The 19,876-nt window shown below is 72.8% G+C and carries 15 protein-coding genes; 9 read left to right on the top strand and 6 right to left on the bottom strand.

Annotated elements, in window-relative coordinates:
- The first annotated feature begins 100 nt into the window (after positions 1 to 100).
- Entirely contained in the window at positions 101 to 568 is a 468-nt protein-coding gene (locus ASG05_RS08155) for an ASCH domain-containing protein (protein ID WP_056259672.1), read from the top strand.
- Between the two features lie 78 nt (positions 569 to 646).
- Here ASG05_RS08155 and ASG05_RS08150 read toward each other — a convergent pair whose 3' ends face one another.
- Positions 647 to 1,246 carry a hypothetical protein gene (locus ASG05_RS08150; RefSeq protein WP_056259670.1) on the bottom strand — a complete coding sequence of 200 codons (600 nt, stop codon included), beginning with the start codon at positions 1,244 to 1,246 and terminating at the stop codon, positions 647 to 649.
- Positions 1,247 to 1,377: 131 nt separating this feature from the next.
- Positions 1,378 to 2,316, bottom strand: coding sequence for a glycosyltransferase family 2 protein (locus ASG05_RS08145; protein WP_157490138.1), 939 nt, complete (start codon positions 2,314 to 2,316; stop codon positions 1,378 to 1,380).
- Positions 2,317 to 2,392: 76 nt separating this feature from the next.
- Here ASG05_RS08145 and ASG05_RS08140 point away from each other — a divergent pair, with 76 nt between their 5' ends.
- Positions 2,393 to 3,394, top strand: a complete 1,002-nt coding sequence (locus ASG05_RS08140; RefSeq protein ID WP_235491439.1) for a glycosyltransferase family 2 protein — start codon at positions 2,393 to 2,395, stop codon at positions 3,392 to 3,394.
- Positions 3,395 to 3,396: 2 nt separating this feature from the next.
- On the opposite strand, the gene ASG05_RS08135 is transcribed toward ASG05_RS08140, so the two are convergent.
- The 3 genes from ASG05_RS08135 to ASG05_RS08125 form a co-directional block, all read right to left on the bottom strand.
- On the bottom strand, positions 3,397 to 4,461 hold the full coding sequence (locus tag ASG05_RS08135; RefSeq protein ID WP_056259667.1) for a glycosyltransferase: 1,065 nt from the start codon (positions 4,459 to 4,461) through the stop codon (positions 3,397 to 3,399).
- Complete coding sequence (locus tag ASG05_RS08130) at positions 4,458 to 9,179, bottom strand: PKD domain-containing protein (RefSeq protein WP_056259665.1); 4,722 nt, start codon at positions 9,177 to 9,179, stop codon at positions 4,458 to 4,460. Before ASG05_RS08130 ends, ASG05_RS08135 begins: the two co-directional genes overlap by 4 nt.
- 114 nt (positions 9,180 to 9,293) lie before the next feature.
- Positions 9,294 to 9,953, bottom strand: coding sequence for a hypothetical protein (locus ASG05_RS08125; protein WP_056259662.1), 660 nt, complete (start codon positions 9,951 to 9,953; stop codon positions 9,294 to 9,296).
- A 165-nt stretch (positions 9,954 to 10,118) separates the two neighbouring features.
- Here ASG05_RS08125 and ASG05_RS08120 point away from each other — a divergent pair, with 165 nt between their 5' ends.
- Positions 10,119 to 11,681, top strand: a complete 1,563-nt coding sequence (locus ASG05_RS08120) for a glycosyltransferase family 39 protein (RefSeq protein WP_056259660.1) — start codon at positions 10,119 to 10,121, stop codon at positions 11,679 to 11,681.
- Here ASG05_RS08120 and ASG05_RS08115 read toward each other — a convergent pair.
- Positions 11,629 to 12,930, bottom strand: coding sequence for a hypothetical protein (locus ASG05_RS08115; RefSeq protein ID WP_056259658.1), 1,302 nt, complete (start codon positions 12,928 to 12,930; stop codon positions 11,629 to 11,631). The genes ASG05_RS08120 and ASG05_RS08115 overlap by 53 nt on opposite strands.
- Positions 12,931 to 13,181: 251 nt before the next feature.
- Between ASG05_RS08115 and ASG05_RS08110 the strand changes: the two genes are divergently transcribed.
- The 6 genes from ASG05_RS08110 (at position 13,182) to ASG05_RS16725 (ending at position 19,867) form a co-directional block, all read left to right on the top strand.
- Complete coding sequence (locus ASG05_RS08110) at positions 13,182 to 15,683, top strand: nitrous oxide reductase family maturation protein NosD (RefSeq protein ID WP_157490137.1); 2,502 nt, start codon at positions 13,182 to 13,184, stop codon at positions 15,681 to 15,683.
- A gap of 88 nt (positions 15,684 to 15,771) precedes the next feature.
- Complete coding sequence (gene tsaB / locus ASG05_RS08105; RefSeq protein ID WP_056259655.1) at positions 15,772 to 16,446, top strand: tRNA (adenosine(37)-N6)-threonylcarbamoyltransferase complex dimerization subunit type 1 TsaB; 675 nt, start codon at positions 15,772 to 15,774, stop codon at positions 16,444 to 16,446.
- Positions 16,443 to 16,982 (top strand): ribosomal protein S18-alanine N-acetyltransferase, encoded by a 540-nt coding sequence (gene rimI, locus ASG05_RS08100; RefSeq protein ID WP_056259652.1) that lies wholly within the window; start codon positions 16,443 to 16,445, stop codon positions 16,980 to 16,982. Before tsaB ends, rimI begins: the two co-directional genes overlap by 4 nt.
- Positions 16,979 to 18,040 carry a tRNA (adenosine(37)-N6)-threonylcarbamoyltransferase complex transferase subunit TsaD gene (gene tsaD, locus ASG05_RS08095; protein WP_056259651.1) on the top strand — a complete coding sequence of 354 codons (1,062 nt, stop codon included), beginning with the start codon at positions 16,979 to 16,981 and terminating at the stop codon, positions 18,038 to 18,040. The genes rimI and tsaD overlap by 4 nt, the downstream gene beginning before the upstream one ends.
- Positions 18,041 to 18,187: 147 nt before the next feature.
- Entirely contained in the window at positions 18,188 to 18,610 is a 423-nt protein-coding gene (locus tag ASG05_RS08090) for a DUF4190 domain-containing protein (protein ID WP_056259649.1), read from the top strand.
- A 180-nt stretch (positions 18,611 to 18,790) separates the two neighbouring features.
- Positions 18,791 to 19,867 (top strand): DUF4190 domain-containing protein, encoded by a 1,077-nt coding sequence (locus tag ASG05_RS16725; RefSeq protein ID WP_056259646.1) that lies wholly within the window; start codon positions 18,791 to 18,793, stop codon positions 19,865 to 19,867.
- The last annotated feature ends 9 nt before the right edge of the window (positions 19,868 to 19,876 follow it).

Genomic DNA, 19,876 nt, shown 5'->3' with positions numbered 1-19,876 from the left:
TTCGTCGAACACGGTCCGTCGAGGACGACCGCGCGCGTCGATCACGCCCGTGTCAGGCCGTCTGCTTGGCGGTCCACGGACCGTCTGCTTGGCTCTCGACATGACCGAAGACCTGCCGCTCGTCGAGTTCGCGTTCCCCGGCCCGTTGCGCGACCGGATCGTCGCGGCCGTCGAGGCCGGCGTCAAGACGGCCACCAGTTCGCTGCTGCGTGAGTACGAGCGGGCGGGTGAGCCGCTGCCCCGCGACGGCCAGCGAGGGGTGATGGTGGACTCGGAGGGGCGGCGGCGGTCGGTGCTGGAGACCACCGGGGTCGAGTCGGTCGCGCTCCGCGACGTGCCCCTCGCGCACGCACTCGCCGAGGGAGAGGGCTACGAGTCGGTGGACGACTGGCGAGCGGGGCACGTCCGCTTCTGGTCGTCGCCCGAGATGCGCGCCGAGCTCGGCGAGGGCTTCGGCGTCGACGACTCGACCGTGGTCGTCCTCGAGCGCTTCCGCGTCGTGCCCCCGTCGGGCGACGAGGGCGTCGTCGCCGGGCCGACGGCGTCGTCGCCTGACGCCGCGGGGTGATCGCGGCCCGGGCGTGGCGTCCGGTGCCGACGCGCTCTCGTGGGTGCGCCTCCTTCGTCGTCGTCCGGCCTCAATCCGTCACTCGTCGGGCAGGGCCAACTGCGAGCCGCCGCGTCCCTCGCGCGGCGGGGCCGAACGGGCGGATCGCGGCGGGGCCGGTGGCAGCGCCAGCGCGCGGTGTCGTGCGGCGTCGGCCCGAGCCAAGGCGGTCACGGCGACCAGGCACGTCGTCGCCTGGAGCAGGCCCAGGAGCGCCGGCAGCACGAGCAGCGTCAGCTGGTCGTCGGACGGCAGCCCCGAGACGACGAGCGCGGCCCAGGCGAGGAGCCAGGCTGCGGGCAGCCAGACGGTTCGGCTCACGGCAGCCACGGACGTGCCGATCAGCCGTCCGGCCGCCGCGACGACCTCGTCGCGGTCCTCGGGCTCGATCTCGGGCGGGCGCGCGCTGAACTGACGCTCGATGCGCTCACTCCGGCGCCAGTCCCCGAGCGGGGCCCCTGGTGGGGGAGCGGCCGAGCGGTCGACCACCGGGCAGAGCGTCGCGACCAGGCAGCCCAGGGCGGCCGCGAAGAGCACGATCGCGACGACGTCGAGGGCGGGCGTCCCGTCGAAGAGGACCCAGAGCGCGTCGGCGACGACGAGGAAGGCCCCGAGGGTCGTGGCGGCGAGCCCGCTCACGAGCGTCCTGCGGCGCACCCTGCCGGGGTCGAGGAACTCCGCCCGGCGCGCCCTGTGGACGCTCCAGCCGCGCCGCACCGCCCCCACGTGCCCCAGCGGACGATCCCTCGGGTCTGCCCTTGATAAATTTATCAACGAGCTCCCGCGGCACGCCGGCGCAGCTCGGCCGCGACGATGCGGCGTCCCTCGAGCACGGCCCGCAGGCCGACGAGCAGCGTCCCCGGCGACCGCGTGAACTGGCGCCTGCCGCCCTGCAGCAGCACCTCCCACGCGATGCGCGGGGTGAGCCGCCGCCACCGGCGCAGGTCGTCGTCGCCGAGGTGCTTCGCGGCGAAGAGCAGCCGGTTGCGGATGTTGTACCGGTAGTACCCCGCCGACTTCGCCTGCCCCGACCGGTCGGCCCCGCCGGCGGTCTGCGTGCCGCCCTCGGCGTGGACGACGGTGACGTCGTCGAGCAGCCGCAGCGCGCCTCCTGCGCTGACGACGCGGCGCGACAGGTCGACGTCCTCCCAGTACAGGAAGTAGTCGTCGTCGAAGCCGCCGCAGCGCTGCCAGAGCTCGTCGCTCAGCACGAGGCAGGCGCCGCTCAGCCACTCCTCGACGCGGGCACCGGGCTCGCGTCGACGCCGCGACCGGATGCGTCCGTCGTCGAGGTACAGGTCGCTGCCGGCCGACCAGAGGCTGCCGTCGGGGCGCAGCACCGTCGGGGCGCTCATCGTCAGAGGTTCGGACGAGGAGGCGCGGTGCAGCGCCGCGAGTGCGGTCGCGTCGGCCACCGCGTCCGGGTTGAGCAGCACGTGGTGGCGCGCTCCGGCCTCGCGGGCCCGGGCGACGCCGAGGTTGACGCCGGTGCCGAACCCCTCGTTCTCGTCGGGGGCCACGAGCAGCCAGCCCTCGCCGGCCGCCAGCTCGCTCACGCGGGCGCGTTCGCCCGCCCCCGACCAGTTGTCGACGACGACGACGACGAGGCCGTCGACCGCCCGCGAGACGGGGGCGAGGTTCTGCCTCAGCAACTCGGTCGAGCCGTAGTTGACGACGACCACCGACAGCCCCGCGAGCGACTCACCCACGGTTCGTCCCCCGCCCACCCGCAGGAGGCGCGGTGCGCGGACCGACGCCCGTCACCGACCTGACATGCTGGGGGCCGTGACGACCGACCCGACCGCACCGCGCCTCCTGACGATCGCCGTGCTGACCTTCCGCCGGCCCCGCGACCTCGACGCCGTGCTGCCGCTGCTCGTCGAACAGGCCCGCGGCGTGCGCGCGCTCGGCGTCGAGGCGCGGGTGCTCGTGGTCGACAACGACGCCGGCGGGTCGGGGCGAGAGCGCGTCGAGGCGGCGGCGCTCGCGGCGGCCGACCCGACGCACGCCGACGGGCCCGTCAGCGTCGACTACGTCGTCGAGGCCACGCCCGGCATCGCCTCGGCCCGCAACCGGGCCCTGGTCGAGAGCGGCGAGAGCGACCTGCTGGTCTTCATCGACGACGACGAGCGACCGTCCGAGCCGTGGCTCGCGGCCTTGCTCGCACTGCAGGCCGAGACCGGCGCCGCGGCCGTCGTCGGACCCGTGCGCAGCGAGTACGAGGTCGAGCCCGAGCCGTTCATCGTCGAGGGGCGCTTCTTCGTCCGACGACGGCTGGCCACCGGCACGCCCGTCGACGTCGCCGCCACCAACAACCTGCTGCTCGACCTGGCCGCGGTGCGCCGCCGGGGGCTCGCCTTCGACGTGGCGCTCGGGCAGGTCGGCGGCGAGGACACCCTCTTCACCCGCAGCCTCGTCGCGGGTGGCGGCACGATCCTCTGGTGCGCCGAGGCGGTCGTCACCGACGTCGTGCCGGCTGCCCGCGTGACGCGGCGCTGGGTCGTGCAGCGGGCCTACAGCAGCGGCAACGGCTGGAGCCTCACCTCGGTGATGCTGTCCGCGCGAGGGGCCTCGCGACTGGTCACGCGCCTCCGGCTCTCGGTGAAGGGCGGCGTGCGCGTCGCCGGCGGGCTGGGCCGCTACGCGGTCGGCACCGTGACGCGGCCGCTCGGTCGACGGGCGCTGGGCCAGCGCGCCCGCGGCATCCGCACGATGGCCCGCGGCGCCGGCATGGTGGCGGGTGCGTGGGGCGCGGCGTACCGCGAGTACGGCCGCGGCGACGCCTGACCTCACGAGCGGGCCCGTCGGCCGCTGCCCGAGGCCCGACCGCGCACGGCGGCGATCGCCCGTCGGTACGCGGCGACGTGTGCCTCGCCGGCCCGGTCCCAGTCGCGGGCCGACAGGTCGGGGCGGGCGTCCTCCGACAGCCGTGACGCCGCCTCGAGCGCACGCTCGACGTCGCCGGACCCGAGCTCGTCGGAGTACTGACGCACCCAGTCGGCCCCGACCTCGTCGGCCAGGCGCGCGTTGACCTCGTTGGCCGGCACGAGCACCGGGCGGCCGAGCGACAGGGCCGTGAGGACGCCGCCCGAGTTGTGCATCTCGCGGTACGGCAGCACGACGAGCTCAGCCCGTCGCACGGTGTCGATCAGGGCCTCGTCGTCGAGGAACCTCAGGTCGAGGCTGACCCGGGGGTCGTCGGCCGCGAGCTCCTCGAGCCCCTTCGCCAGTTCGGGCGTCGAGGGCTTGCCGGCGGCGTGCAGGCGTCGGTCGTCGCCGCGCACCCCGCGGAAGGCGCGGACGAGGCCGTCGACGCCCTTGTAGCGACGGATGAACCCGAAGTACGAGACCCGACCGGTCTCGCGGGCCGGCCACGGCCAGCGCGAGAACCAGTCGACGTAGTGGCCGTGGGGGATGAGCGCCCCGAGTGCGTCGGGGTGCTCGGGCGTCTCGTCGTTCAGGCGCACCCAGAGCGTGGTGCGTCGTTCGATCCAGCGCAGCAGCACCCGCTCGCGGCGCGAGATGCCGCTCGGCAGCTCGAGGTTGTGCTCGGTGCGGACGATCGGCGTGCGGGTCGCCGCCAGCTTCGCGACCAGGGCGACGGTCAGCGCCTGGCGCAGGAGCGCCTTGAGTGGGCTGCGGCCCGAGACCAGGATCTCGGGCCAGTGCACGTGGAACACGTCGTAGCGGCCGAGCAGCGCGCCCTTCCAGCTGAAGGTGCGCACCTCGACCCCGGGCACCGCGCCGACGGCGTCCCGGAGCATCACGAGGTAGGGGTTCGTCGTCGGCCGCGGTCGAGGGAACGACTGCTGGACGACGAGCCCGCTCGGGAGCTCCGGGACGGCGCCGGTCACGGCTTGAAGACGCTCAGGTCGTCGAACGAGACCGTCTGCGGGGCGTTGGTGGTGCTGCCCGAGGCGTAGGCGCCGAGGGCGACCCAGCCGGGTGCCTGCAGCCCCGCGAAGGTGTCGGTGGTCGACACGGTCCAGGCCGTCGGCTCGGCGGTCCCGTCCGCCCAGACCTTGGCGCGGATCGTCGTCGTGCCCGAGCCGCTCACCTCGAGCCGCACGTTGAGCTTCGCCCCGGGGGCGACCGTACCGGGCACGAGCGTCTCACCCACGAGGTTGACGCCGGTGGCCGAACCCTTGAAGGCGGTCAGGGCGACGACGGCGCGCCCGTCGGAGCGGTAGCGCAGGGTCGCGCGGTACTCCGAGTTCGTGGCGACCTTGCGGCCGGTCACGTAGACGAAGGTGCCGCCACCGGTGGCCACCTTGTCGAGGCTCACGCTGGTGCGCAGATCGGCGTCGGTCGTGCTGACGCCGGTCAGGGCCATCGAGGTGTTGTAGCCCGCTGCTCCGAGGAACTGCGTGCCGACGCCGCCGGTCACCGCGTACTGCGACGCGCTGCCCGTGCGGGCCCAGGTGCCACCGACCTCTGCCGTGCCCCAGCCACCCGTCACCGAACGGCCGAAGCCGTCCTTGACCGCGGCCGTGACCACGGGAGGCGCGGTGACGGTCACCGTCGAGGTGCGCGTGCCCGTGGCTCCCTTGTCGTCGGTGACGACGAGGGTCACGGTGTACGTGCCGCCCGTGGCGTAGTCGTGCTTCGCCGTGCTGCCGGTCGCCGTGCCGCCGTCGCCGAAGTCCCAGGCGTACGAGGCGACGGTGCCGTCGGCGTCGGTCGAGGCCCGCCCGTCGGTGGTCACCGACAGCTTGTCGGTCGCCGTGGTGAACGTGGCCGTGGGGGCCGCGTTCGGGACCGGCGCGACCGTGACGGTGCCCGTCGAGGTGCCGGTGGCGCCCTTGTCGTCGGTCACCGTGAGGGTCACGGTGTACGTGCCGGCCGCGGCGTAGGCGTGCGAGGCCTTGGCGCCGGTGGCCGTGCCGCCGTCGCCGAAGGTCCAGGCGTAACCGGCCACGGTGCCGTCCGCGTCGGTCGAGGCCGTCGCGTCGGTCGTCACCGCGAGGCCCGACGTGGCGCTGGTGAACGACGCCGTCGGGGCGACGTTCGCCGGCGGTGCCGGTGCGACGGTGACGGTGCCGGTCGAGGTGCCGGTGGCGCCCTCACCGTCGGTCACCGTGAGCGTGACGGTGTACGTGCCCGCCGTGGCGTAGGTGTGGTTCGCGGTCGAGCCGGTCACCGCCGCCGTGCCGTCACCGAAGTCCCAGCGGTACGAGGCGACCGTGCCGTCGGCGTCCGCCGAGGCCCGGCCGTCGACCGCGACGGCCAGGTGGTCGACGCTCGAGGTGAACGATGCGGTGGGCGCTGCGTTCACGCGGGGCGGCGTCACCGTCACGGTGGCGGTCGTCGTGCCCACGGCACCACGGTCGTCCGTCACGGTCAGCGTGACCGTGTAGGTGCCGCCGGCGGCGTAGGTGTGCGTGGGCTTGGCTCCCGGCGTCACGGCGGAGCCGTCACCGAAGTCCCAGGCGTACGAGGCGATCGAGCCGTCGCCGTCGGCCGAGGTGCTGCCGTCGAAGGCGACGCCGAGGCCGGTGGGCGCCGACGAGAAGGCTGCCGTGGGTGCGGCGTTCGGCTTGTCGGCACCGAGCGCGTAGTGCTGGGCGATCGTCGCGGCGTCGAGCGGGCGGGCGTAGACGGCCGCCTCGTCGAGGCTCCCGGCCCAGTAGCCCGAGCCCGAGTTCCACGAGCTGTCGCCGCCGAGGCGCCAGTACCCGCGGTACCCGTCCGAGGCAGTGGACGGGTTCGAGCCGACCTGTGCGCCGTCGACGTAGAGCTTCATGCCCCCGGAGCCCTGGGTGGCCACCACGTGGTGCCAGCGGCCGTCGTTGTAGCTCGCCGTGCTGCTCGCGAGGTTCATCTGCCCGGTCCAGTTGCCGAACTGCAGGCGACCGTCCTGTTCCATGTAGACGTGGCGGTCGAAGTTGCCGCTGTACCCGGTCTGCTGGTTGCCGAGCCCGATCAGCTTGCCGCCCGAGGTCGTGGTCGTGTTGAACCAGGTCTCGAGCGTGTAGTTGTTGGGGCTGTCGTACGAGGTGTTCGTCGAGATCCCGCCGGACGAGCCGTCGAAGGTCGCCGAGCGGCCCGATCCCGAGGCGACCGCGGGGGCGCCACCGGTGGTGACCCCTCCGCTGACGAGGCCGTCGGTGCCGACCGGCGACGCGTCGGCCGCGACCGCCTGGCCGTCGCCGTCGAGGCGGAAGTACACCTCGGGGTCGTCCTGGAACACCCGGGCGCCGTAGGCGTCGGCCGGGGCCTTGGGCAGCTTGCTGGTGCGCCCGGAGGCCACCCACTGACCGTCGACCTGTTTCGGGCTCAGCGCGCCGGGGTAGACCGACACGTCGTCGATGTCGCCCTGGAAGTACGGGGCGCCGTCCCAGTTGTTGTCGCCGCCGATCCGCCAGTAGCCGGTGTAGGCCTGGGCGCCGGTCGTGCCGGTGTCGGTCGCGATCTTCTTGCCGTCGACGTAGAACGACTGGCCGGCCGAGCTGAGCGTTCCGACCACCTGGTGCCACTGACCGTCGTTCAACGCGGTCGGGCTCGTGATGACGCGGCTGGCGTTCGGGTACACGCCGAACGACACGCGGCCCCGGGGGTCCATGTAGAGGTGGCGGTCGTACGAGTTCGAGTTGCCGGTGCGGTTGCTGCCGAAGCCGACGATCTTGCCGCCGGTGGTCGACGTGGTGCGGAACCAGGCCTCGACCGAGAAGGTCTGCGGGCCGTCGATGGCCGAGGCCGTCGACGAGAGGCCGGTCTCGGTGCCCGAGAAGGTGCTCGCACCGTCCGAGTCCGAGACGGTCTGGCCGGTGGTGCCACGCGTCACGCCCGCCTGAGCCTGCTGGTCGTCGTAGCCGACCCAGTCGTAGACCGTCGAGCCGCTCTTCTCGCCGAGGCGCCAGAGCGAGGTGGCGCCGTCGGCGGCGACCTGCTTGGCGTACGGCGAGACCTTGTCGGCGGTCACCGTGACGTTGACGCCGTCACCGATCACCGTGTTGCCGAGGGGGTCGGTGGCTCGGACGCGGTAGCTGTGGGTGCTGCCCGGCACGAGGTCCTTGTCGACGAAGCCGAGCGCGGGGCGCTTCCAGAAGGTCGACGAGGTGGCCGTCGTGTAGACGGGGTTCGTGAGGTCGCCGTCGCGGTACACCGCGTACGTCAGGTTCGCGTTGTCCCTGTCCCAGTTGGACTGCCAGCTGACGCGAACCGTGCCGGACGACAGCGAGACGAGGTTCGGGGTGAAGAGCGCGCCCGACGCCTCGGGGCCCGTCTTGTTCGGGGCGATGCTCGAGACGGCGAAGCGGACGAGGCCGTTCTGCGCCTTGCCGTTGACCGACGGGAACTCCCCGCCGTAGACCACGTACTTGTCGTTGGCCGCGACGCTCCAGGGGCCCTGGCTCAGGCCGGTGTAGGTGCCGGTCGCGAAGTCGGGGAACCAGTGGAGGATGCTCGGGGCGGGGGTGCCGGCGAAGTTGTAGTAGTTGCCGTAGGGGTCGTTGCCGACCGTGCCGGTCGCCGAGTCGCTGAAGGCCATGGCGCGCTGGAAGGTCCACGGTTCGGTCTGCGGCTGGCCTCCGATGTTGCCGCAGTAGTGCGGGTGGCCGGCGACGAAGACCGCGGTGCTGTTGGCGGCCACCGAGTAGGTGTCGCCGTGGCAGTCCTCGACCCAGGCGAGGTCGCCGTTCCAGGTGGACTTGAAGGCGCCCTCGAGGCGTCCGCCGCCACCGAAGGTGTAGCCCGAGCCGTAGAACCCGTTGGCCGTGGCGCTCAGGCTGTAGATCGCCGCCTGACCGCCGCCGTTGCGGACGACGTCGTTGGCCTGGAGGGGCAGGTTCGCCGCCGAGGTCGAATCGACCATCGCGAGCCCGTATCCGGGCTGTGACGATCCGTTGACCGAGCTGAACGATCCGCCGAGCACGATCTTGGACCCGTCGGGGCTGGCGACCAGGCCGAGCACGTCGCCACCGGCGATCTGCGGGGCCCACGGCAGGTTGGTGCCGTTGGAGGCGGTGACCGCGGCGGCCTTGGTGCGGGTGTCCTTGCCGATGCTCGAGAACACGCCGGCGATGTAGACGTTCGGCCCGACGGCGGCGATGGCGTTGACCGTCGCGTTCGTTCCCGGGTTCCAGCTCGTGACGAGCGCACCGGTGGTGGGGTCGAGTGCCGCGAGGCGGTACTTGTTCACACCGTTCACCTTGGTGAACGCACCGCCGATGTAGAGGCGCTTGCCGTCAGGCGAGGCCGCGAGTGCCTTGACCTGGCCGTCGATCACGGGGGCGAAGGTCGTCGAGAGCGCGCCGGTCGTGATGTCGTAGGCGAGCAGGTAGCTGCGCGGCACCTCGTTGACGCCCGCGGGGGAGCCGGCCGGGCGTGCCTTCGTGAACTTGCCCGCGGCGTAGACCGTGTTGCCCACGATGACCTGCGAGAAGACCGAGCCGTCGATCTGGGGCGCGGGGAGCGGGTCGGCGGTCACGGTCGCCGGGGTCGACGGCGACGTCGGGTCGGTGGGGGCGGAGTCGGCCGTGGCGGGCTGCACTCCGACCAGGACGGACAGGAGCACGGCGGACGCAGCGACGATCGCGGGCAGGCGAAGGCGCGACGAGACGGTTCTTCCCATGGGGAGGCCTCATTCGGGTCGGGTAAGTGACACCGGCATTCGGGTACCGATGGCTTGACGACTATAAGGTCCCCCCTAGGGGGGACATTGGCCCCCGTTCTGGGTACAGGAGTACTACGAGGTCGACCCCTCGAAGACGACGACGGGCACGTCGACGGCGTAGTCGACGGTCAGGCGCAGGTCGTCCTGGGCGTCCGCGGGCACCGCGAAGACGTAGACCCCGGTCGCCGTGGCCCCGGCGTCGACGCTGGCCGGGAACGAAGAAGTCCCGGTCGAGAACGTGTTCGCGGGCGTGCGGTCCGACCCGTAGGCCAGGTTCACGACGACGGTCGACAGGTCGACGGGGTCGCCCGACGAGTTGTCCACCTCGAGTTCGGCACGCACGGCCGGCCCGCTCACCTCGCCGGGCAGGGTGGCCTCTCCGTCGACCCCGTCGAGGCTTTTCACCCGGACCGTCACCCCGTCCACGACGGTGGGCGACTCGTCGAGGCCGACGGGTGGTGCCTCGGGTGTGTCGGGGCCCGCCGCAGGAGGCGCGGTGTCGGTCGGCACCGCCGACGCGCCGGTCGAGGACGCGGCGTCCGAGGGGGAGTCCGATCCCGTCGCCGTCCCGGTGGCTCCGGGTCCGTCGTCCTCGCCGCCGGTGACCGCCGGCACGATCACGAGGGCGACGAGCAGGGCGAGCACGACCACGCCGACGCCGCCGACGATCACGAGGCGACGACGGGAGCGCGGGGTGGTCGGGTCGGTGGGCGTCTGGTCGTCTGACGACATGGCGTCTCCTCGGTCGGGTGGGCCCGTCCCGCCGGACGCCGGCGGGGTCCAGGGCCGCTGCTAGCATGCCAGCACTCCGGGCCACCCGCACCCGACCCGTCGGCCCGGTCGCCCTCTCCCTCGCCCGAGGCGACGGCCCGCGGTCGGCCAGGCGTGAGGACGGCCATGACCACCACCACCCCGACGACGACCCGACCGGCCGGGACCGCGGCGTCCTCGCGTCGGTCGCGCGCCTCCTCGGCCGCCGTCCCGCTCGCGTGGGGCCTGGCGGGCACGGCCGTGGCGCTGGTGGGCTCGTCGACCGTGTCGCTCTGGACCGACGAGGCCGCCACGATCTCGGCCGCCACGCGGTCGCTGCCCGAACTGTGGGCGCTGGTGCAGCGGATCGACGCCGTGCACGCCGCCTACTACCTCGTGATGCACCTGTGGACGAGCGTCGCCGGCATCTCGCCGTTCGCCCTGCGGCTGCCGAGCGCGGTGGCCGTCGGCGCCTCGGTGGTCGGCGTGCACCGTCTGCTCGTCGTGCTCGGCCGACGAGACGCGGCGGTGCTCGGCGCCGTGGTGGCGATCGTCCTGCCCCGCATCACCTGGATGGGCGTCGAGGCGCGGTCGTTCGGTCCGAGCGCGGCCTTCGCCGTCTGGGCGACCGTGCTGCTCGTGGTGGCCCTGCGCCGGGGAGGCGCGGCTCGGTGGATCGGGTACGCCGCCCTCCTGGGGGTCGGCACGGCCCTCAACATCTACGTCGCCCTGCTCGCGGTCGCCCACGCGGTCACGGTCGTCCTCGCGCGGGACGTCGCCGTCCGACGACGTCTCGCCTGGCTGGTCGCGGCCGCGGGCGGCGGCCTCGCGGCGTCGCCCGTGGTGCTGCTCGCGGCGGGTCAGCAGGGTCAGCTCGGGGACAACCGGCTCGGCCTCGTGCAGATCGCGCGCGGCGTGGTCGTGAACCAGTGGTTCCTCGGCGGGACCCCGACCCGCGTGACGTCGACCGCCTCGCCGACCGAGCCCTGGGCGCTGGCCTCGCTCGCCCTGGCCGTGGTCGGCTGGGTCCTGATCGTGATCGCGGTGGTGGCCGGCCGTCACCGCGGCGGGAGCGACGCCCTGCGGGTGCTCGTGCCCGTCCTCGTCGTGCCCACGGTGATCGTCGTGGCGTACAGCCTGGCGGTCAGCCCGCTGTACAACCCGCGGTACTTCACCTTCGCCGCCCCCGCCTGCGCCGCCCTCGTCGGACTCGGCGTCGCCGCCCTCCGCCGTCGGACGACCCGGGTGGTCGTCGTCGTCGTCGTCGTCGCGCTCTGCGCTCCGATCTACGTCTCGCAGCGGCAGGTGACGGGCAAGAGCGGCACGGACTGGGCCGAGGCCGCCGCGGTGGTCGACGCATCGGCGTCTCCGGGCGACGGGGTGTACTTCGCTCCCCTGGGTGACGAGGTGGCGACGGTGGTCGACCGGACCACGAGCAACGTCGCGGTGGCCTACCCTGACGCCTTCGAGGATCTGGTGGACGTCACCCGCAGGACCGGACCGGCTGCTCAGGACTCCCTTCGGGGCACCGCGTGGCCACTCGAGTCCCCGCGCACCCGGCTGGCCCAGGTCGACCGAGTCTGGGTCGTCTCTCCGTCCGACGCACCGACCGGAGCGGCCGACGCCGAGGTGCTCGAACGCGCGGGCTTCACACCTGTCAGTCGGTGGGCCGGAACGATGACCATCGTCGAACGATGGGACCGCCCGTGAACCTCTCGACGGGCACGAATGCGAGCGCGAGCGCGATCACGAGTGTCGGGAACGCGCTGTAGAACGGTGCGAAGAAGAGGTTCCAGGTGCTCTGGGCTGCGGTGAACAAGAGGATGCCGCTCGCCGTGCCTTCCGCGATGCGACGGATGACGCCCACTGCGAGGAGGACCAGCACAGCGGTCACGAGCGCCAGCCCGACGATGCCGGACTGGGCCCAGAGGTCGCCGAAGACCGAGTGCAACTCGAAGTGGCCGCCGAACATGAACCGTTCGACGTAGCCGTTGTCGGGTTGGTACCCGATGCCGTTCATGCCCTCTTTCGCGAGGCGGATGTCGTCCGGTGTCGGCACCGAGCCTGCCCCGAACCCCCAGGGATGGTGCTGCATCAACGCACCGGTCGCGGCGAGCTCGGGCCGGCCGCCGAGGATGAGCGAGCCTGAGCCGCGGAGTTGCTCGATGCTGCGGGTCTGCGTCGCGAGTCCCAGGTAACCGTCGAGGATGAGGGCCTGGCCGAGCTGGAAGACGACGACGCCCAGGGCCCCCAGCCCGACCAAGACCGCCACGGGCGAGGGGCGTCGGTGTGGGCGCACGATCGCCACTTGGGCGAACACGAGCAGGGCAGCGAGCAGCAGGAGCCCGAAGGCGGACCGGAAGTCGCTGAGGGCCGCGACGATCGTCAGGGCGACCAGGACGGCCAACTCCCAACGTCGGCCGAAGCGCGCGGCCAAGGCCAGTGCTATGACCGTCACAGGCAACGCGAAGCCGAACTTCCAGGGATTGCTCGCGAAGAGAGGTGTGTCGGGGGTGAACCCCAGAGCGAGCCCGATGCCGAACCAGAGGACGGCGCGTTCGGGTGTCAACGCCTCCTGGGCCCAGAGGAAGAGCCCGACGCTGAGGAGGGTCCCCAGCAGGATGACGGTCATCGGCAGGGCCGCCGAACTCGAGAGCTCGTGGTCGCTCGTGTTGGCGACGCCGAGCCAGATCCCGGCGGCCGTCGCCGCGAGCCCGAGGGACATGAACGGGACGCCCCAGCGATGACGCCGCAAGGCCCCCCACCACACGGGCGACAGGACTGCGGCCACGACGAAGCCAGCCTGGAGGCCCTGCGGCAACGTCAGGCGAGCACCGAGGACCACGAGCGAGGCCGCGGCGAGAACGCGGACCCACGTACGCGCGTCGCCGCGACCGGTCCGGCGCGGTGCCCCGAAGTCGGCCGTCCTGGCCGCCGGGCCGACCCTGAGCTCAGTCATGCGTGAACTCTAAGCGACGCATGAGGTCTCCTCGACCCCGGTCCGGGTGCCCCCCGGACGGTTGCCACCCGAGCGGGAGCCACCACGACGGGGGCTGACGGAGGGTTGCGGAGTGAGCGTGAATGTAACAAGATCACGTCTTGTCCTCGGAAGGACCCGATCCGCCTCTTCCGATCGGATTTCCGCAAGCCCCCGTCCTGGGGGTGCCGCGACGCGATCATCAGTACTCCACCTCGACGAAAGGAGCGCCGATGTCCAGCGCCCCCACGCCCCGGCTCGACCCGCCCACCCGTTCACGTCCGGTGGTGGGCGCACTGGTGACCGCCGTGGCCTGCCTCGCGGCCGTCCTCGTGCCGGCCACCAGCGCCTCCGCCGCTCCGACGACCGTCGCGGTCGACACGGCGTCACGCACGGCGACCGGTGGCTGGGGTTCGGCCGAGGAGGGCGGAGCGTGGACGACCTGGGCGAGCCCCTCGGCGGCCTTCTCGGTCGGCGACGGCGTCTCCAAGATCACAGGGCTCAAGCCCGGTGGGTCCGCGACGGCCACCCTGAAGTCGGTTTCGGCCCAGGACGTCGAGGTTCGTCAGAGCATCACGCTGCCGACGACCCCGGCGTCCCTCTACCAGGGTTGGGAACTCCGTCGGCAGACGGACGGTTCCACGTACCGGGGTCGCCTCGAGCTGGGGACCTCGGGCAAGGCCGTGCTCGCGATGAGCCGGGTGTGGAAGGGCAAGGAGAGCCCGATGGGAAAGACCGTGCTGCCGTCGTCGGTGACGACGGGCTCCACGGTCGCCGTGGCGTTCCGCGCGGTGGGCGCCACGACCGTCACCTTCCAGGGCAAGGCCTGGGTCCGCGGCGCGACGGAGCCCGACTGGCAGGTCTCGGTCCAGGACTCCTCTTCGACGCGCGTAGCTGCTCCTGGCGTCGTCGGAATCTGGCAGTACGCCTCCGGTGGCAACAAGGGAGCTGTCGAGACGCGATTCGACGACCTCTCCGTGACGACCTCGCCCCAGACGGCAGCGCCCGTTCCCGTTCCCGTCCCGGTGCCGACACCCACCACCCCCACTCCTGAGCCGGCTCCCACGACCCCGGTGACCGAGACGCCTGAGCCGACGGCTCCGGTGACGTCGCCGTCGAGTTCGCAGGGCTCGGCACCCGTCGGCGGCACGTCGTACGCCGTCCCGGCGGGTGCGATCATCGTCGCCCCCGGCGGCAACGACTCGGCGGCAGGCACGCAGTCGGCCCCGCTCCGCACCCTCGCCGCAGCCGTCGCGAAGGCCCCCTCGGGCGGGACCGTCGTGCTGCGCGCCGGTTCGTACAACGAGAGCGTCGTCGTGCCGTTCCAGAAGAAGCTGACGATCCAGTCGTTCCCTCGTGAGGCCGTCTGGCTCGACGGCTCCGTGCCCGTCTCGTCGTGGCAGCGCGCCGGCTCCGGTTGGAGCACGCCCTGGTCGTCCTTCCCGAGCAACACGATGGACAACGTCGCGGACAACCCCCGCTTCGTCTCCGCCGCGTTCCCGTTGGCGGCGCGACCGGACCAGCTCTTCTACGACGGCGTGCAACTGACGCAGGTCGCCCCGGACCGTCTGGCACCAGGAACGTTCGCGGCCGATCCGGCTTCCGGCCGCATCCTGCTCGGCAGCGACCCGTCCGGTCATGCCGTGCGGATCAGCAACAAGGGTCAGGCCATCTGGGTCCAGTCCCCCGACTCGACCATCCGAGGCCTCGGCGTCCGAGGTTACGCGACTCCGTACGCCGACCGTGGTGCGATCCGACTCGGCAACACGGGCGGCACCGCCGAGAACCTGGTCATCCAGGACAACGCCATGATCGGCATCAACCTCGAGAACAACGGCGGCCGCCTGCAGCACCTGACGGTCGAGCGCAGCGGCCTGCTCGGCGTCGGCACGAACGCCTCGTACGACCTCGAGCTCACCGACTCGGTGATCCGCCAGAACAACTGGCAGCGCTTCAAGGAGGCTCCGGTGTCGGGCGGGGTCAAGATCACCCGGTCGCGCGGCGTCACGGTCACGAACAACGACATCAGCCGCAACTACAGCTCGGGTCTCTGGCTCGACGAGTCGGTCTACGACAGCAAGATCACGGGCAACACGGTCGACGGCAACGAGTGGACGGGCATCCAGCTCGAGCTCTCGAGCAAGGCCGTGGTGGCCGACAACGTGATCACCGGGGGCAAGGCCGGGCTGCAGATCTTCAACACCGACGACGTCCGCGTCTACAACAACTCGATCGGCGGCTTCAGTCAGTTCGGCGTCAAGATCACGCAGGACGAGCGTCGGCAGGCGACGGCCTCGACGGGCCAGGACCGCCGTCGTCCTCTTCCCGACCCGACCATGAGCTGGGTGACCGGCAAGATCACCGTGGCCAACAACGCCTTCGGCAGCGGCGGTTCCTACCAAGTGTTCGTCCTCGACGGCAAGACGAACCGCTCGGCGGACTCGATGGGCATCTCGTTCACCGGCAACGCGTTCAACCAGCGTCGCACGACAGCTCAGGCGACATTGGTCGGCTGGGGAGGCGGCGACAACAAGACGGTCACCAGGTTGGACAGCGTGGCGGCGCTGTCGGCCAAGAACTCGTCATGGCGCAACGTCGAGACGTCGTCGGTCCTCGACCTCGGTGGCATGACGGGCCTGCTCGCGTCGTCGCTCGGCATCGTCTCGACCCTGCCGTCCGACATCGCGGCCCTGATCGGCCAGCCCGGCTCGGCCCGGCGCATCGGCGCCTTCTGATCGACGTGACGGAGCCCGGCCCCGGCCGGGCTCCGTCACCCCTCCGGAGGCGCGGGTCGGCCCCCCGACACCGCCTACGATTGACCCCGTGATCCTGGCCATCGACACCTCAGCCGGTTCGTCCGTCGCCGTCGTCGACCGCGACGGCGGGGTCCTCGCCGCACGCACGGTCGCCGACACCCGGCGCCACGCCGAGGTGATCGGCAGCCTGATCGACGAGGCCCTCCGCGAGGCGGGCGTCGCCCCGTCCGACCTCTCGGCCGTGGTCGCCGGTCGCGGCCCCGGCCCCTTCACGGGCCTCCGCGTCGGCATCGCCGCCGCCCGGGCGTTCGCCTTCGGGGCAGGCGTCCCCTGCCTGTCGGTCGGCAGCCACGACGCGGTCGCGTTCGAGCGCCTCTCGGCCGAGGCCGGTCGTCCGGTCACCACGGCCGGTGGCCGACTCGACTCGCCCCTCGTCGTCGTCACCGACGCCCGGCGCCGCGAGGTGGCGTTCAGCGCGTGGTCGGGTCTCGACGACGACGGCCTGCCCGTGCTCGCGGCCGGCCCCGCCCTCACGAAGCCGGCCGACCTCGACGAGGCGACCGGCGCCTCCTCGTCCTGGCCCCGCACCGACCCCGACGCGACGGCGGTCTCGGCGGCGGCCCTGGGCATGCTGGCCGAGCGGCTCTTCGAGCACGGTCGCGCCTTCGCCGAGGCCGAGCCGCTCTACCTCCGCGAGCCCGACGTGACCCCGTCGGCCGGCCCGAAGCCGGTGACGCGATGAGCGTCCTGCTGCGCACGGCCACCCTCGACGACCTCGACGGCATCATGGCGATCGAGACCACGACGTTCGCGAACGACGCCTGGTCGCGTGCGAGCATGACCCACGAGCTGACGGCGCCCGGTGGTCGTTACCTCGTGGCCACGGCCGAGGGCGACGACGCCACGGTCGTCGGATACGCCGGCATGCTGGCGCCGGAGGGGGCCCGCGAGGCCGACGTCCAGACCATCGCCGTGCTCGCCGAACACCGGGGCCGGGGCCTCGGCCGCGCGATGCTGACGCAGCTGCTCGGCGAGGCGCGGCAGGCCGGCGTGCACGAGGTGTTCCTCGAGGTGCGGGCCGACAACCCCGGGGCCCAGCACCTCTACGAGTCGCTCGGGTTCGAGCCGATCGCCGTCCGGAAGCGCTACTACATGCCCGACGGTGTCGACGCGGTCGTCATGAGGCTCACCGTGCCCGCCGCGGTCACCGAGACCGTTCCGACCCGGGCCGAGCCGTTCGGCGACGCCCCCCTCGACCGGCAGGACGACCGACCGTGACCGCCACCCGCGAACCGCTCGTGCTCGGCATCGAGACCAGCTGCGACGAGACCGGCATCGGCATCGTGCGGGGTCGGACGCTGCTGGCCAACGTCATCTCGTCGTCGATGGACGAGCACGCCCGCTACGGCGGCGTCGTGCCCGAGGTCGCCGCCCGTGCTCACCTCGAGGCCCTCGAGCCCGCCCTCGCCGCGGCGCTCGCAGAGGCCGACGTCACGGTGGCCGAGCTCGACGCGATCGCCGTCACCAGCGGGCCGGGGCTCGCCGGCGCGCTCATGGTCGGGGTCGGCGCGGCGAAGGCCCTGGCGCTCGCCGCCGGCAAGCCGCTCTACGCCGTGAACCACCTCGTCGGGCACGTCGGGGCCGACGTGCTGCGCGAGGACGGCAGCGAGCTCGAGCTGCCGACGATCGCGCTGCTCGTGTCGGGTGGACACACCTCGCTGTTGCACGTGCGCGACCTGGTCGACGACGTCGAGCTGCTCGGTGAGACCATCGACGACGCCGCGGGCGAGGCCTTCGACAAGGTCGCCCGCCTGCTCGGCCTGCCCTACCCGGGCGGCCCCCAGATCGACCGGGTCGCCGAGGGCGGCGACCCGCGGGCCATCCGGTTCCCGCGCGGGCTCACCCTGCCGAAAGACCTCGCGAAGCACCGCTACGACTTCTCGTTCTCGGGGCTGAAGACGGCCGTCGCCCGGTGGGTCGAGCAGCGTCGCAGCGAAGGAGGCGCGGTGCCGGTCGCCGACGTCGCCGCCAGCTTCCGAGAGGCGGTCGCCGACGTCCTGCTGACCAAGGCGCTCGCGGCCTGCGCCGACCGTGGCGTGCCGCGTCTGCTGCTCGGCGGGGGAGTCGTCGCGAACGCCCGCGTCCGGCAGCTCGCGGCCGAGCGCTGTGCGGCCGCCGGCGTGGAGCTGCGCGTGCCGCCGCTCTCGCTCTGCACCGACAACGGCGCGATGATCGCCGCGCTGGGCGCCGAGCTGGTCTCGCGCGGCCGGGCGCCGTCGCCGCTCGACTTCGGGGCCGACTCGACCCTGCCCGTGACGACGGTGCAGGCCGTCTGACGCCGGGCCGGGCGGTCGCCCTCGGGGTCGGCCCGCACCGCGGCGGGCCGAGGGGACCCGGTCGTCGGGGGGCCGTCGCCGCTAGCATGCAAGGGCTCGACCGACCGCGGCCGTCACCGGCCGAACCTCAGCAGAAGGACGTCACCGATGACCGACCCCCACTCCACGCCCCAGGGCCAGCCCTCGTCGCAGAACCCCTACCAGGGTCAGCCGCCGGCGTACCAGGGGCAGCAGCCGGCCCATCAAGGTCAGCCCTACGGTGGGCAGCCCGCCTACCAGGGCCAGAACGGCGCCCCCGGGCAGCGCAACACCCTCGCGCTCGTCTCGATGATCCTCGGCATCGCGGGCTTCGTCACCGCCATCACCTCGATCGGCGCGATCGTCACCGGCCACATGGCGTTGAGCCAGATCAAGAAGCGCGGTGAAGAGGGCCGCGGCATGGCGTTGACGGGGCTCATCCTCGGGTACGTCGTCGTCGCCCTCACGATCATCGGCATCATCCTGATCGTCGCCGTCTTCGGGGCGATCGCCAGCAACCCCGACCTCTACGACGGCAGCTACAACTCTTAGGCCCGGGCGGCGCCGACGGCGTCGTCTCCCAGGGGCCGCTCATCGGCGGCCTCGCTAGCATGACGGGGTCCGCACCGGACGGTGCGGGCCCTTTCGTGTCTCTCGGACGCGACCGGCACGACCGTCGCCGCGCCGACCGACCGACGACACGACCGACCCACCGCTCGCGAAAGGCAGCTCATGGCCACCGACGACACCACCCCCGAGAAGCCCTCTTCGGCACCGACCGCGCCCTCGGCCCCCACGCCTCCCCCGGCGCCCGGCGCGCCGCCGGTGCGTCCGACCGAGGGCGACCGGAGCGCGGCCGCCGCGTCGCCGCCCCTGCCGCCCACCGCCTTCCCCGGGGCGCCGTCGCAGCCGCCTGCGTCGTCGCCGTATGCCGGGGCCGGTGCGCCGCCGACGGGCTCGGCTCCGTACGGGGCCCCTCAGGGGGCGTCCGCACCCCACTCGCGTCCCGAGCGGTCCCTCCCGGGGCAGGTCCCGCCGGGTGCTCCGCAGCCGCCCCGGCCGCCGTACGCGCAACCCGGCACGCAGTCGCAGGCCGCGTACGGTCAGCCTGCCGGGTACGGCCAGCAGCAGGGCTACGGCCAGCAGTCGGGCTACGGCCAGCAGCAGGGCCAAGGCCAGCAGCAGGGCTACGGCCAGCAGCAGGGCACCGCCGGACAGGCACCCGGTCAGCCGCCGTACGGCCAGCAGCACTACGGGCAGCAGGCCCAGGGCCAGCAGCCCTACGGCCAGCAGTCCTCCGGCCAGCAGCCTCAGAGTCAGCAGGCGTACGGCCAGCAGCCTCAGAGTCAGCAGGCGTACGGCCAGCAGCCCCAAGGGCAGCAGGCGTACGGCCAGCAGCCCTACGGCCAGCAGCCTCAGGCCCAGCAGCCTTCCGGGCAGCAGTCGTACGGCCAGCAGCCGTACGGCGGCACTCCGTACGGCCAGCAGCCCTACGGCTCGCCCTATCCGCCCTACGCCTCGGCCGGTGCAGCCCAGCCCCCGCGCCTGCTCAGCCTGCTGTCGATGATCGGATCGATCGCCGGCCTCGTGCTGGCCCCGTTCACCTTCGGCCTCTCGATCGTCGCCTCGATCGCCGGTGTCGTCCTCGGGCACCTCGGCATGTCGCGCGAGCGTCACGCCCGCGGGCTCTGGTTGACCGGGCTCATCGTCGGCTACGCCGGGGTGGTCCTGATCGTCCTGAGCTGGATCGTCTTCGGCTTCTGGATCGCCGGCCTCTCGTCGGGTTCGGACTACTACGGCGGCTACTGACCGCTGACC

The organism is Frigoribacterium sp. Leaf186, from assembly GCF_001423905.1.
GTDB lineage: Bacteria > Actinomycetota > Actinomycetes > Actinomycetales > Microbacteriaceae > Frigoribacterium.
The sequence above is the reverse complement of the archived record's forward strand: the minus strand, read 5'-3'. Positions and strand labels throughout refer to the sequence as shown.

Excerpts from the sequence above, each read along its gene's own strand:
- ASG05_RS08155 (WP_056259672.1), top strand. The coding sequence starts at position 101 with ATGACCGAAGACCTGCCGCTCGTCGAGTTCGCGTTCCCCGGCCCGTTG.
- ASG05_RS08130 (WP_056259665.1), bottom strand. The coding sequence starts at position 9,179 with ATGGGAAGAACCGTCTCGTCGCGCCTTCGCCTGCCCGCGATCGTCGCT.
- ASG05_RS08125 (WP_056259662.1), bottom strand. The coding sequence starts at position 9,953 with ATGTCGTCAGACGACCAGACGCCCACCGACCCGACCACCCCGCGCTCC.
- ASG05_RS08120 (WP_056259660.1), top strand. The coding sequence starts at position 10,119 with ATGACCACCACCACCCCGACGACGACCCGACCGGCCGGGACCGCGGCG.
- ASG05_RS08115 (WP_056259658.1), bottom strand. The coding sequence starts at position 12,930 with ATGACTGAGCTCAGGGTCGGCCCGGCGGCCAGGACGGCCGACTTCGGG.
- ASG05_RS08110 (WP_157490137.1), top strand. The coding sequence starts at position 13,182 with ATGTCCAGCGCCCCCACGCCCCGGCTCGACCCGCCCACCCGTTCACGT.
- rimI (WP_056259652.1), top strand. The coding sequence starts at position 16,443 with ATGAGCGTCCTGCTGCGCACGGCCACCCTCGACGACCTCGACGGCATC.
- ASG05_RS08090 (WP_056259649.1), top strand. The coding sequence starts at position 18,188 with ATGACCGACCCCCACTCCACGCCCCAGGGCCAGCCCTCGTCGCAGAAC.
- ASG05_RS16725 (WP_056259646.1), top strand. The coding sequence starts at position 18,791 with ATGGCCACCGACGACACCACCCCCGAGAAGCCCTCTTCGGCACCGACC.